The sequence below is a fragment of the Arthrobacter sp. 05T420 genome (assembly GCF_056396305.1).
Map to the genome: position 1 here is coordinate 224,561 of NZ_JBFTLG010000002.1, position 12,556 is coordinate 237,116.

The 12,556-nt window shown below is 64.7% G+C and carries 11 protein-coding genes and 1 tRNA gene; 7 read left to right on the forward strand and 5 right to left on the reverse strand.

Annotated features, from left to right (window positions below):
* On the reverse strand, positions 1-483 hold the full coding sequence (locus AC1DEM_RS03345) for an FHA domain-containing protein FhaB/FipA (RefSeq protein WP_476883101.1): 483 nt from the start codon (positions 481-483) through the stop codon (positions 1-3).
* Positions 480-1,229 carry an FhaA domain-containing protein gene (locus tag AC1DEM_RS03350; protein ID WP_476883102.1) on the reverse strand — a complete coding sequence of 250 codons (750 nt, stop codon included), beginning with the start codon at positions 1,227-1,229 and terminating at the stop codon, positions 480-482. The genes AC1DEM_RS03345 and AC1DEM_RS03350 overlap by 4 nt, the downstream gene beginning before the upstream one ends.
* Positions 1,230-1,613: 384 nt before the next feature.
* Between AC1DEM_RS03350 and AC1DEM_RS03355 the strand changes: the two genes are divergently transcribed.
* Positions 1,614-1,696, forward strand: a tRNA-Leu gene (locus AC1DEM_RS03355).
* Positions 1,697-1,890: 194 nt separating this feature from the next.
* Here the strand turns inward: AC1DEM_RS03355 and AC1DEM_RS03360 are convergent.
* Positions 1,891-2,619 (reverse strand): alpha/beta fold hydrolase, encoded by a 729-nt coding sequence (locus AC1DEM_RS03360; RefSeq protein ID WP_476883103.1) that lies wholly within the window; start codon positions 2,617-2,619, stop codon positions 1,891-1,893.
* Positions 2,620-2,762: 143 nt separating this feature from the next.
* Positions 2,763-3,473: a TetR/AcrR family transcriptional regulator gene (locus tag AC1DEM_RS03365; protein ID WP_476883104.1), complete on the reverse strand. Its 711-nt coding sequence runs from the start codon at positions 3,471-3,473 to the stop codon at positions 2,763-2,765.
* Between the two features lie 189 nt (positions 3,474-3,662).
* On the opposite strand from AC1DEM_RS03365, the gene AC1DEM_RS03370 reads away from it, so the two are divergent.
* The 6 genes from AC1DEM_RS03370 (at position 3,663) to AC1DEM_RS03395 (ending at position 11,872) form a co-directional block, all read left to right on the forward strand.
* Positions 3,663-5,051, forward strand: a complete 1,389-nt coding sequence (locus AC1DEM_RS03370) for a flavin monoamine oxidase family protein (protein WP_476883105.1) — start codon at positions 3,663-3,665, stop codon at positions 5,049-5,051.
* A 55-nt stretch (positions 5,052-5,106) separates the two neighbouring features.
* Positions 5,107-6,030, forward strand: coding sequence for a universal stress protein (locus tag AC1DEM_RS03375; protein WP_476883106.1), 924 nt, complete (start codon positions 5,107-5,109; stop codon positions 6,028-6,030).
* Between the two features lie 14 nt (positions 6,031-6,044).
* Entirely contained in the window at positions 6,045-7,562 is a 1,518-nt protein-coding gene (locus tag AC1DEM_RS03380; protein WP_476883238.1) for an APC family permease, read from the forward strand.
* Between the two features lie 117 nt (positions 7,563-7,679).
* Complete coding sequence (locus AC1DEM_RS03385; protein WP_476883107.1) at positions 7,680-8,162, forward strand: pyridoxamine 5'-phosphate oxidase family protein; 483 nt, start codon at positions 7,680-7,682, stop codon at positions 8,160-8,162.
* 318 nt (positions 8,163-8,480) lie between these two features.
* On the forward strand, positions 8,481-10,649 hold the full coding sequence (locus tag AC1DEM_RS03390) for a multicopper oxidase family protein (RefSeq protein WP_476883108.1): 2,169 nt from the start codon (positions 8,481-8,483) through the stop codon (positions 10,647-10,649).
* 92 nt (positions 10,650-10,741) lie between these two features.
* Entirely contained in the window at positions 10,742-11,872 is a 1,131-nt protein-coding gene (locus AC1DEM_RS03395; RefSeq protein WP_476883109.1) for a hypothetical protein, read from the forward strand.
* 21 nt (positions 11,873-11,893) lie between these two features.
* Here the strand turns inward: AC1DEM_RS03395 and AC1DEM_RS03400 are convergent, their stop codons facing one another.
* Positions 11,894-12,532, reverse strand: a complete 639-nt coding sequence (locus AC1DEM_RS03400; protein WP_476883110.1) for an NADPH-dependent F420 reductase — start codon at positions 12,530-12,532, stop codon at positions 11,894-11,896.
* Positions 12,533-12,556 lie beyond the last annotated feature (24 nt).

A 12,556-nucleotide genomic window follows, 5' to 3' on the forward strand; every position in this document is an offset into this window, starting at 1 on the left:
CTACGGCCTCAATTCAATGACCGTCTTGCCGATTCTCACGGGGACGCCCAGCTCCACCGGGAGGGCCCGGGTCAGCTGCTGGTCTGCCAGATACGTGCCATTGGTGGAGCCCAAGTCCTCGATGAACCAGCGGCTGCCTTGCGGGAACAGACGGGCGTGGCGGCCCGAGGCGTAGTCGTCCTCCAGGACGAGGGTCGCTTCCTGTGCCCGGCCAAGGAGAATGGGGCTCGCCGCTAGGGGGATAGTGGTGCCCTTGAGCGGTCCCTCGGTCACCACCAGTTGGCGGGCCTGCTGTTTGACGGGGGCGGGCGCGGGCTCGGCGAGGTCCGGATTCTTGCGCACCTGGCGTGCCGTTGGGGCCCCGGCCGCCGCCTTGCGACCGATCATCAGGTCGCGCCGCATGGCAGAAACAATGCTGAAGATCAGCACCCAGAGGAGGATAAGGAACCCGAAACGCAGGGCCGTGATGGTCAGTTCGCTCATGCGCGGCCGCCTGTGTTGGCGGGCAGAAGGCGGAAGATGATTTTGGTCCGTCCCATCATGATCGTGGCGCCGTCAGCAAGTTCGGAACTGCCCACGATCTTTTGGCCGTTGACGTAGCTGCCGTTCGTGGAGCCGAGATCGATCGCCTGGGCCGGGCCAGACCCCGTCCGGATTTCCAGGTGGCGGCGCGAAACGCCGGTGTCGTCAATGAGGATGTCTGCTTCCGAGGACCGTCCGAGGACAATCGAAGGCGCGTTCAGCGAGTAGCGCTGACCGTCGATGTCCAGTACGGGTTGAAGCTGTGCCGGCTGGCGTGTCGGGGCCGCCGGTACGCTGCCGTGAGCTCCCGGCTGGGCAGGGGCCGAAGGGGCGGAGCTTTTCTCGGTCCGCGAGGTGATGTCGAAATCCCCGGCGCGGTGCTCTTCGTCGCGGCGGAAACTGATCCGAACCGGTCCCTGGAGGGTGTAGCCCTGGCTGCGGACATGGTTGATGACGACGTCGCACAGTTCTTCCGCGAGCGGAGTGCCCCATTCCTGGGCGCGCTGGAAGTCGTCGCTACTAAGGAGCACGTCAAAAACGTTAGGGGCCAAGGTGCGTCCCGCGGCGATCGTAATGGCCTTATTGTCCACCTCGGTGCGGAGCCGGCTCGCGATCTCGACAGGCTCAACCTGGGCGCGAGAACCGGTGGAGAAGACTCCGCGGACGGCCTTTTCGATGCCGCGCTCGACTTTGTCCAGCAATCCCATGGTCCTTCTCCTTTCCTGTTGGCTGCAATGCAGCGCTCGTTCCGGAACTCGGTTTCCAACTTTTGCGAGCCCGCGCTCAGCGGACACTCCTACATCAGATACTACTGGGCGTGTCTGGGAATGGCCTCAATGGACGCCGCCGGGCGGCCGCCGAAATGAGCGCTGGCTGCGCTCTGACGTGCGCGAACATCGCCGACGGGGCCACCCCCGCGGGGCCCAGCGTGACGTTCGACTACAGGGCTTGATAGGCGGGAAATACACCGGGACCCGGGACCTGGACGGCTCGATTGGTGTTTTCCCGCAATTGTCCGTTATGCTTGATCTCGCTGCTTTTACGAGGTTGGCGGTCCGGGAAACCGGCCCTATCCGAGTGGAAGAAGTTGCGCGCGAGTGGCGGAACGGCAGACGCGCTGGCTTCAGGTGCCAGTGTCCGAAAGGGCGTGGGGGTTCAAATCCCCCCTCGCGCACGCAATCGAAAGACCCCGGGAAATCAACGATTTCCCGGGGTCTTTTTTGTCTCCACCCATGCCAGACGCCTGTTCGCCCACGTGAATCCCGACACGCGACCGCGCGCTGGGGGCCCGACCGGCCCGCGTCATGAGTTAGCCAGTGTTTCCAGGGCCCACCCGGTCCACCGAATTCAACGACGAGCGGGACCACCTCACTCCGTCAGCCTGCCGAGCTCATGCTCTGCCTCGATGAGCGTTGCGGCAAGGCGCCCGGGGTTCGTGAGGTGCACCATGTGCCCCTCGTCCAGGGTCAGGACGGGGATCCCGTGGGACCGTAAGTCGATGGCGGTGTCATCGAAGAACTGTCCGCGGGCGCAGTGCACGAACACGATTCGCACGGTGCTCAGATCTCCTGCCTCGTCGGGAAGCTTTTCGTCGACTGCCTTCCACAGCATGGGTGTGAGCAGCGGCGCGGCCCACTCGCGTAGCTGCGGGTCCTCGACTCCGAGTGCCTCGAGCGGGAATGGCGCAAACAGCCATGGACGGTCGGGCAGAGCCAGGCTGGCAAAGGCGTCCCGGAGCGACGGCAAGATGTCCAGGGCGGACTGCCCCGGATTTGGGACGAATGCATCCACGTACACGATCCCCGCGATCCGCTCCGGAACACGGCCTGCGACACCGGCAACCACCATTCCGCCGTAGCTGTGCCCCACCAGGACGACATCCCGAAGATCGTTCGCCTCGACAAGGCTGGTGATCTGATCGATGTGGGACAGCAACCCCACCTCCGGGGTCGCCTCGCCCGCGCGTTCTCCGACGCCGGTGAGCGTCGGCGCGTAAACCTCATGCCCGGCAGCTTCCAGCAGAGGGACGACTCGCGACCAGCACCAGGCCCCGACGAATGAACCGTGCACCAGCACATAGATCCTTGATGTCTTCATGGATTTCATTGTGCTCTTCTGCTCAGGTACTGGGAACGGGTGAAGAGATACCGGGTGCGGACAGCCCTCCTACAGCCCGCGAGGGAGCAGCCAACCCGTACTGGCGCACGTTCGCGCTCTAAGCCACAGCCCGGCGCCCGCCCCTAAGCCGCCCGCAGCGCCCCGAGTCCGGCGAGGAGTGCTTCGAGTCCCAGGCTGAAGGCGACGTCGGCCGGTTTTTCATGGCTGTCCTCGGCCAGGCGCTCGACGGCGGCCGTGAAATGCGGCGTCGAGGCGGCCATGGTCCCGGAATCGAAGATGTCCGCCGGTGCCGTGACGTCGTACGCGGAGCCAAAGATGAACGATTCGATCGCGACAATGGCCGGGACGATGCGCTCCTGGGGAAAGCCAGCCCGGCTGAAACCCGCGCTGACGGCCTCATACATGGCCAGCGTCTTGGGTGCGTCCGTCACCGGCAGCACGGCGATCACCGGGATCAACGGCGTGTGCTTGGAGAACACATCACGGTAGCTCCAGGCCCAGTCCCTCACCGCCTGCTCCCACGGCCCGGTCTCAAACGCGGCGACGTCCACGAACGACGTCAAGTGGTCCTGGACGAGGACCAGAACGTCCCGCTTGGAGGAAACGTGGTTGTACAGCGCGGAAGGCGCCACATTGAGGGTCCTCGCCAGCGCGGCCATGGTGAAGCCGTCGTATCCGCTCTTGCCGATCAGCTGCAGGGCGGCCGCGGTGATGCCGCCCTGATCCAGAACGGCCGCGGCCGGCCGGCCCACGCGGCGGCGGGGCTTGGCGGCGGGGCTGTGTTGATCTGTGGGGCTGTGAGGATCGGCGGGGACGCTGGTTGCTGCCGTCATTCCGGGCCTTTCTTCTTTGCTTGGCTGTCGTTCCGGGACTCAGCCCATTCTGCCCCCAACCTTACGGAAGAAATCCACGTGGCAGTGGGTCTTCCGGGTCTTCCCTGAACCGCAACGAAGGTCTATCATCTAAATGAACGGCATTCATTTAGTGGTCCGCATCACTCAAGCGGCCACGGAGAGGACATCATGCTGGAACTTGACCGCGACGTCGTTATCGTAGGGGCCGGGCCTTCGGGACTGACCGCAGCCCGCGAGCTGAAGAAGGCCGGATTGACTGTGGCTGTGCTCGAGGCACGGGACCGCGTGGGCGGCCGGACCTGGACCGACACGATTGACGGGGCCATGCTCGAAATCGGCGGCCAGTGGGTCTCGCCGGACCAGACGGCACTCCTGGGGCTTCTGGATGAGCTCGGATTGCAGACCTATTCCCGCTACCGCGACGGCGAATCCGTCTACATCGGCGCAAACGGCAAACGCACCTTGTACACCGGTGACACCTTCCCCGTCGGCGAGGCCACAGCCGCCGAAATGGACAAACTCACGGTCCTACTCGATTCCCTCGCCGAGGAGATCGGTGCCGAGGAGCCGTGGGCACACCCCAAGGCCCGCGAGCTGGACACCATTTCCTTCCACCACTGGCTGCGGCAGAACTCAACGGATGAGGAGGCGTGCAACAACATCGGCCTGTTCATCGCGGGTGGCATGCTGACCAAGCCCGCCCATGCCTTCTCCGCCCTGCAGGCCGTCCTGATGGCTGCCTCAGCCGGCTCCTTTAGCAATCTCACGGATGAGGACTTCATCCTGGACAAGCGGGTTATCGGCGGGATGCAGCAGGTGTCGCTGCTCCAGGCCGCTGAACTGGGCGGGGATGTGGTCCTCGACAGCCCTGTCCGGACCATTAACTGGACCGAGGACTCGAGCGGGGGACACCGCGTCACGGCAGTCTCCGAACGGGCCACCGTGACCGCCCGCTTCGTCATCATGGCCGTGCCGCCGAACCTCTACTCCCGGGTGTCCTTCAACCCGCCGCTTCCCCGCCGCCAGCACCAGATGCACCAGCACCAGTCCCTTGGTCTGGTGATCAAGATTCACGCCGTCTACAGCTCGCCGTTCTGGCGCGAGGATGGCCTCTCCGGGACGGCCTTCGGCGCCGGTGCGATTGTGCAGGAGGTTTACGACAACACGAACCACGAGGACCCCCGCGGCACGCTGGTGGGCTTCGTCTCCGACGAGAAGGCCGACGCGATGTTCGAGCTCAGCGCCGAGGACCGGCGCCGCGCCATCCTCGAATCGATTGCGTCCTTCCTCGGCGAAAAAGCCCTGGATCCCGAGGTCTACTACGAGTCCGACTGGGGCTCTGAGGAATGGACCCGCGGAGCTTACGCCGCCAGCTATGACCTCGGCGGCCTCCACCGGTACGGGAAGGACCAGCGCAAGCCGGTCGGCCCCATCTACTGGTCTTGCTCCGACCTTGCGGCCGAGGGCTACCAGCATGTCGACGGCGCCGTCCGGATGGGGCAGATCACGGCCGCCCGGATCGTCGCAGCCGCGGACCGCGCTTCCGTCTCCCGGTAGGCAAGTCGACCAGCAGATAACCCCAACGGTTCAGTTCAGTGAGGAGAGGGACCAGATGCGTTACGTAGTAGGGTATTCAGCCGATGACAGGGGCCATGATGCGGTCAATCTGGCCGTCTCCCTGGCGCTCGGGCGTGGAGCGAGCCTGGACCTCGTGCTCGTGGTACCTGAAGTGCAGCAGTCAGGGCACGCCCTCGCACCCAAGGCTGGCTTCGAAAATCTGCTCAATGAGCAGGCCCAGGAGTGGCTCGACCAGGCGCTGGCACTGGTTCCCTCGAGTGTCCCGGCGCAGGCGCACATCCGCAGCCACGATTCGGACGCACACGCGCTGATCGAGGCGGCCGAGGAACTGGGCGCGGACATGCTGATCATTGGGGCAACCAGAAGCGGGATCTTCAAGCGGTTCACGATCGGGTCGGTGGCCAGCGCTCTGCTCCACGCGTCGACTGTTCCGGTGGCCCTGGCGCCGCACGGCTATCACCGCCAGGATGCCTTGACCCGGATCAGCTGTGGGTTCGGAACCCGGGCGGGTGCCGAGAAACTGCTCGATTTCGCCCTTGGCATGGCATCGAACAGGGTCGTGCCGCTGCGCGTGGTCTCGCTTTTGGCGCTCCACGGCGGCGATGCCGCCGATGCGGCCGGCGCAGCGGATGCGGCCCGGGAGTACGCGGAGACGCACCTTGCCGCGGCCCTGCCTGACGGCGAGCAGCAGGCCCGGGAGGCAGCCAAGACCGACGTGGTCGTCGCGCAGGGCCGCAGCATCGAGGAAGCAGTGGACCGCCTGGACTGGGAGGACGGCGAGGTCCTGTTAATTGGGTCTAGTCGGCTTGCCAAGGGCCGGTCCATCTTCCTCGGCAGCACGGCCAACCGCATTCTGCGCGCCCTGCCGGTGCCGATGATCGTGGTCCCCAGTGACTATGAACTTAAGCACCTCAACCAGTCAGCATCCAATGACGTTCCCCGAGAGGCAGAAAAATGAGCACCGAACACGCGATGTCCCAGGCCTCGCATCCCGGCCAGAAGCACGACCAGCACGGGCTCAGTGAGAAGGGCCTGAAGGCCGGATCGGTGGGCCTGATTGGCGCCGTCGTCATCGGTATTTCCTGTATCGCCCCGGCGTATACCCTTACGGCGGCACTGGGCCCCACCGTGGCCGAGGTCGGCCTGCACCTGCCCGCGATCTTCCTGGTGGGCTTTATCCCCATGCTGTTGGTGGCGCTCGGCTACCGCGAGTTGAACAACGCCATGCCCGACGCCGGCACGTCCTTCACGTGGGCCTCGCGGGCGTTTGGACCGTGGATTGGCTGGATGGGCGGGTGGGGGCTGATTGCTGCGACCATCATCGTGCTCTCGAACCTGGCGGCCGTAGCGGTGGATTTCTTCTACCTGATGCTGGCGCAGCTGACGGGTAACCCGGACCTCGCTGACCTCACTACGAACCTGCCGCTAAACATCGCCACCACGCTGGTGTTCATTGCCCTCGCCTGCTGGATCTCCTACCGCGGCATGGAAACCACCAAGACTGTCCAGTACGTTCTCGTGGGATTCCAGCTGCTGGTCCTTGGCTGGTTCTCCGTGGCAGCGTTCAGCCACGTCGCCAACGGGACGGCCTTTGACGCCACTGCCATCGCCCCGGACTGGTTCAATCCGTTCGCGGTGGGATCCTTCTCCGCTTTTGCCGCTGGCGTTTCGCTGTCCATCTTCATCTACTGGGGCTGGGACGTCACGCTGACCATGAATGAGGAGACCAAGAACCCGGAGAAGACCCCGGGCCGTGCGGCCACCCTCACCGTGATTGTCATTGTGATCATCTACATGACCGTTGCCCTGGCCACGTTGTCCTTCGCCGGCGTCGGCGACACAGGCCTCGGTGCCGGCAACCCGGAGAATCAGGGCAGCATCTTCGCGGTCCTCGCGGGGCCGGTGATGGGGCCGTTCGCCATCCTGATGTCGCTGGCCATCCTGAGCAGCTCCGCCGCATCGCTGCAGTCCACATTCGTCTCGCCGGCGCGCACCCTGCTGTCCATGGGCCATTACAAGGCCCTGCCGCAAAAATTCGGCAACATCAGCCCCACATACAAGTCGCCGAGCTATGCCACGATTGCCTCGGCTGTGGCTGCCGCGGCGTTCTATGTCATCACCCGCACGACGTCGGAGAATGCTCTGTGGGACACCATCACGGCGCTGGGCATGATGATCTGCTTCTACTACGGCATCACCGCGCTGGCCTGTGTCTGGTTCTTCCGCGCCGAGGCGTTCAGCGGGGCGAAGGCGTTCTTCTTCAAGTTCCTGGCTCCCCTTCTGGGTGGCGTCATCCTGCTGGTCATGTTCGTCAAGACGGCCTATGACTCCATGGACCCCGCGTACGGTTCCGGCTCGTCAATCGGTGGCGTGGGCCTGGTCTTCATCCTGGGCATGGGTGTCATCCTGCTGGGCGTGGTGCTCATGCTGGTGATGGCCAAGCTCCGCCCCGAGTTCTTTAGGGGCAAGGTCCTGTCCCGGGGGCACTGAGCCCGCGGCCGGTTTCAGGAGGGTCTCCGTCCGGCAGCCATTGGAAAGTAAGCACACTTACCAATAGGCTGTTCGGAGGGGGACCTTCCTCCGTTGGAACCAGGACGAGGTGAGAGCATGTCGGATGCCGGAAGCATCAGCAAAGTCACGGACATCATCAACGATTCGCACATCGGAATGTTCACCACCATCAACGAAGCCGGCGCGCTCGTCAGCCGGCCGCTGGCCGTCCAAGAGGTCAAGGACGACGGCGACATGTGGTTCTTCACCTCGGCGAACACCTCGCAGGTGGCCCACCTCCGTGCCAACCCGGCGGTGAACGTGTCTTTCGGCAAGCACACCGAGTGGGTCTCGGTGGCCGGGACTGCCGAAGTGGTGACCGACCGGCAGCTGATCCATGACATGTGGAACCAGGTAGTGGATGCCTGGTTCCCGGACGGACCGGACACCCCCGAGGTGGTCCTGCTCCACGTCGACTCGGACTCCGCCGAGTACTGGACCAGCCCGGGCGGCACGGCGGCCACAGTGCTGCAGTGGATCAAGTCCAAAGTCACCAACAGCCGGATGAGCGTCGGCGAAAGCGGAACGGTCGAGCTCTAGGCCCGCGGAACCGGCGGGCCGCTGCTGGCGAGTATTCGTCCAGCACCGCAATCAGCCACTCCCAATATGCCCCGATGACGGGATGGGTCCTGCCCCGAAAAGCCCAGTGTTTCCAAAGGTCTTCCACGCATAGTAATGGCGTCAGCGGCGGAGGGCCTAGCGAAGCTGAGCCCACAGGGTAGGGAGTTTCCTCGTGATCACTCTTCAATTTAGGGATCGACGTGCAGGGGATGGTGGCCTCGGGCCGCAGGACGGCCCTTCGGCCCCACACGAAGGGGGCGCGGACTGATGGCTGGGCAATCTGCAGAAGAAGGCGGGGTGTCCCGTAGAACCCTATTGAGGTTGGGGGCGGCCGGAGGAGCCGGTGCCGCGCTGGTTGCCGCGCAGGGCCTGGGGGTGCCGTTTCTTGCACAAAGGGGCCTGCTCACAGCGGACGGCGCGTTCGCCGCGACGTCGGCAGCGCTAGGTGACGCGTTGTTCTACATTGAGAAGTTCCCGACGAGCCCGCTGATCCTCTCGCCGTTCAGTGACCAGCTGCCCATCCCGAAGTCGCTCCGCCCGATACCGAAGTCGGTGTACAGCGCCTGGCCGAAGCCGCCGGGGCCCGGACCTGGTCAGCAGAATTCGCTGGGTAACGAGCGGCATCAGATCTGGCCCAGCCAGATCGGCTATCCGGATCCGATCGTCTACAAGATCGACGTGCAGCTTCGGACCCACTCCTTCACCACGTCGCAGGTGTTGCCGATCGACTCGGAGGGACAGCCTACGGAGTCGTTCGACTCATCCGGCAAGAAGTACCCGGCTGGCACGAAGCGGACACTGCCGCCCAGCACGATCTACGGCTTTAACGGCGCCTTCCCCGGCCCGATGATCAACGCCGAGTACGGCAAGCCCGCGCTCGTCCGCTTCGAGAACCATCTGGACGAGAACCCGCTCAACCTTGATCGCCAGGATTTTGGCTCCCCGGACTGGTCCTTCCTGACCCACCTGCACAACGGTCACACCGCGCCCGAGAGCGACGGCAACCCGCACTACTCGATGGTGTCCGGGCCGAAGCACCCGGGCTTCAGGCCGCAGATGTTTGTCGACAACCTGTACCTGAACTGGCCGGCCGGTGGAGACGACCGGGAGAAGCAGAGCTTCTTCTGGTTCCACGACCACACGATGGATCACACCGGCTCAAACGTCTACAAGGGCCTGGTCGGCCTGTATCCCATCTACGACCCGAAGAACGGCCTGGACATGGGGGACGAGCGGCGGGGCCTCCGGCTGCCCGGCGTCCGCACCAACAACTCGGACGGTTCCTTCGACGTCAAGTACGACATCCCGCTGGCCTTCTCGGACTTCCGCCTTGACGACGGCGACACCGTTCACAAGGACATCCACGACGTGCAGGGCGAGTTCCCGGCCGCCAAGAACCCGGCCAAGCACCCCGAGTGGTGGGGCAAGACGTTCTACAAGCACTTCCCCAACCACGGTTTTGTTGGCGACATCTGCACGGTCAACGGGACGGCCTTCCCGGTCCTGGAGGTGAAGCGGCGCAAGTACCGCTTCCGGTTCCTGGACGCCTCGGTCTCGAGGATCTACGACTTCAAGCTGATGAGCTCGACGCAGGGTCCCAAGTCGTCGGCGTCGCTCGGCTTCGTCGATGACGAACTCGAGGGCCAGTACCGCATCCCCGACGGCCAGCAGTCCATGCAGTTCACCCAGGTCGCCTCCGACGGTGGGCTCCTCCCGTTCCCGATCAAGCGGGATTCGTTCGAACTGTGGCCGGCCAAGCGGCGCGAGGTCATCGTCGATTTCACCAGGTACCAGGACGGCACGCCCACCACTAAAGGCGACGTCATCTACCTCACCAATGTCATGAAGATGCCCAACGGGCGGATGTGGTCCAACTCGTCCCGCTTCTTACCCGATCCGGCCTACAAGGTGCCCCTGTTGAAGTTCGTGATCGGGGATAGCGCGCCGGACGACAGCGTGATCCCGGCTGCTCTGACTCCTTTGCGTCCGCTTCCGCCACTGCCGAGCAACTGGCGGAACTTGTTGGACAACCGCCTGATCTTCGAGGTGAAGCGGGGCGCTCTGGGCGGTGAGACCGAGTGGCTCATCAACGGCAAACCCTTCGACCCGACGACGGTGGCGAGGAGTCTGAAAAACAAGGCAGGCGCGACGCCGCTGGCCGCGCAGAGGAAGAACAGCTTCAACCTCTGGGAGGTCCGCAACGGCGGCGGCGGCTGGGTGCACCCCTTCCACCTGCACATGGAGGAGCACCGCACCGTCATGCGTAACGGCAAGGACGTGACTGTTGCAGCAGATGCCGGGCATCCCGACGACGTCTCGAAAGAAGACCTGGCGGCGCTCGACCCGAACGATTCGGTGATCCTTTACCGGGGATTCAGGGATTTCGTGGGGCCGTATGTGGCGCACTGCCACAACCTTGCGCACGAGGACCACGCCATGATGTTCGGTTGGGAGATCACACCATGACGGCCTCCCGCCCCCAAACGAAATCCTGGGGTTGGGGCCTGTCACACCAGACGGGCCCCGGCTCCGACAGCGGACATGCGAGGCAGCGGGATTTGATCGAGGACAAGCGGCTCGCCGACGCCAACATGGACCGCAGCGGTTCGGTCCCGGGCCAGCCAACTGTTCCGTGGCTGACGGTTGTATCCCTGTCTGTTGTGATGGCCTACGCTGACGGATTTTGGATGATGTCGCTGCGCGGTGCCGTTGGGGCCATTGAACGCACGGAGGAGCCGTTCGCGGGCTGGCTTCGTGAGTCCACCCTGGTTCTGCCGGTTTTCGTCTTCGCGGTGCTTGGGGCCCTGGCGCTGGCACTCCATCTATTCGGGCCGGTGCTGCGCAGGTCGGGCACGATCCTGACTGCGCTGCTGATTGTTGCGGCCGGAACCGCCGTCGGCGTGGCACTCATCACGGTCAGCGCGGCCTACGACTATCAGCTGCAGTCTTCCCAACTGCAGCTGATCGGCTCGATGAGCCATACCTGCGCGGAGGGGGACTGCCTGGCGCTGCAAGAGCAGGCGTCGCTGGGGCTCCAGGTGCGCGCTGTGGGCTATGGCAGCGGGATACTCCTGGTCACGAACCTCGTCCTGGTCGGCTGGGTTGTTGCGATTCGGGGCGGCCGATTGAACGTCAGCAGCACCCGGCAGCCAACTGCCCGCGGAAGCGGGATTGACCATCGATGGTTGTTTCTGGCTGCGACGCTGCTCGGCAGCGCGGCCATCCACGCTGCAGTCGTACCGGAGCATCTCAGCGAGTGGGCCGGCGCCGGTGTCTTCTTCGCCGTTCTCGCCGCAGCCCAGATTGCCGCGGGCCTCTTATCGCTCGGACGGCGGCACCGCGCCGTGCTCGTGGCCGTCACGGCAGTTTCGATTGTTCCGCTGGCGCTGTGGTTGTGCTCCCGGACCGTCGGACTGCCTTTCGGACCAAACGCCGGTGTCCCCGAATCGACCGGTCTGGCGGACATCGCCTGCTGCGTCCTGGAACTGGGCACCCTGCTCGCTGCAGTTGCCCTACTCCGTGACAAGGGCCGGCTCCCCGCACGACAAGCAGTGTCAGCCCACATCCGATCGCTCCCGGTTGTGGCGGCGATCGCCATTGGCGTCTTGGGTCTCGCCGGAACCGGCCCAAGCTGGTCCGGCAACCCGGGTGGCTCCGGGAACGAGTCGGTCCAAGTCCACCACCATTGAGGTGCACCGGCTCAGTTTCCGCTAGTCGATGATTTTCAAGCCGGTGCCCCAGTTGAAGGTTGGATACGCGGGGTTGGCCTGCAGCCCCATCACCAGCAGTTGGAAGCCCTCCAGCTCGCGGGCGTGGCGTAGCCCGCCCACTTGGAGCGGACGGAGTCCGGCGGCTTCGGCGAAGGCCGCGACCTCGTTGCGGGCTTCTTCGGAGTCCGAGGCAATGAACACATCCATTGGCGGCCCGCCGTCGGTCACGGAGCCGAGCGGGCCGGCGAAGGTGGTGTTGAAGGCCTTCACTACCTGTGCGCCCGGCAGCAGCGCGGCGATTTCCTCGGCCGCCGACGTCCCCGGGGCGACAACCAGTGAATCGAAGGTCTCGGTGTCGATCGGATTGCTGATCTCCACCACGGTCTTGCCGCTGAGGGTATCGCCGAAGTGCGTGGCAACTTCCTTGGCCGGGCCGTAGTACAGCGCGAGGACGACGATGTCGCCCTCGGGAACCTCGCTCAGGCCGCCGGGGCTGGTGTTGCCGCCCAGTTCAGCAGCGAGCCTGGCGGCATTTTCCGGCGTCCGGTCCAGAACCTGGACGGAACGGCCGGCAGCGACAGCCCGGATGCCGATCGCCCGTGCCATGTTGCCGCTGCCGATAATCGTGATGTCAGTCATGATGGAACCTTTCCGAGGTTGCCG

Bases quoted from the DNA above. Each gene is read 5' to 3' on its own strand.
- AC1DEM_RS03345 (WP_476883101.1), bottom strand. From the start codon at position 483: ATGAGCGAACTGACCATCACGGCCCTGCGTTTCGGGTTCCTTATCCTC.
- AC1DEM_RS03350 (WP_476883102.1), bottom strand. From the start codon at position 1,229: ATGGGATTGCTGGACAAAGTCGAGCGCGGCATCGAAAAGGCCGTCCGC.
- AC1DEM_RS03360 (WP_476883103.1), bottom strand. From the start codon at position 2,619: ATGAAGACATCAAGGATCTATGTGCTGGTGCACGGTTCATTCGTCGGG.
- AC1DEM_RS03365 (WP_476883104.1), bottom strand. From the start codon at position 3,473: ATGACGGCAGCAACCAGCGTCCCCGCCGATCCTCACAGCCCCACAGAT.
- AC1DEM_RS03370 (WP_476883105.1), top strand. From the start codon at position 3,663: ATGCTGGAACTTGACCGCGACGTCGTTATCGTAGGGGCCGGGCCTTCG.
- AC1DEM_RS03375 (WP_476883106.1), top strand. From the start codon at position 5,107: ATGCGTTACGTAGTAGGGTATTCAGCCGATGACAGGGGCCATGATGCG.
- AC1DEM_RS03380 (WP_476883238.1), top strand. From the start codon at position 6,045: ATGTCCCAGGCCTCGCATCCCGGCCAGAAGCACGACCAGCACGGGCTC.
- AC1DEM_RS03385 (WP_476883107.1), top strand. From the start codon at position 7,680: ATGTCGGATGCCGGAAGCATCAGCAAAGTCACGGACATCATCAACGAT.
- AC1DEM_RS03400 (WP_476883110.1), bottom strand. From the start codon at position 12,532: ATGACTGACATCACGATTATCGGCAGCGGCAACATGGCACGGGCGATC.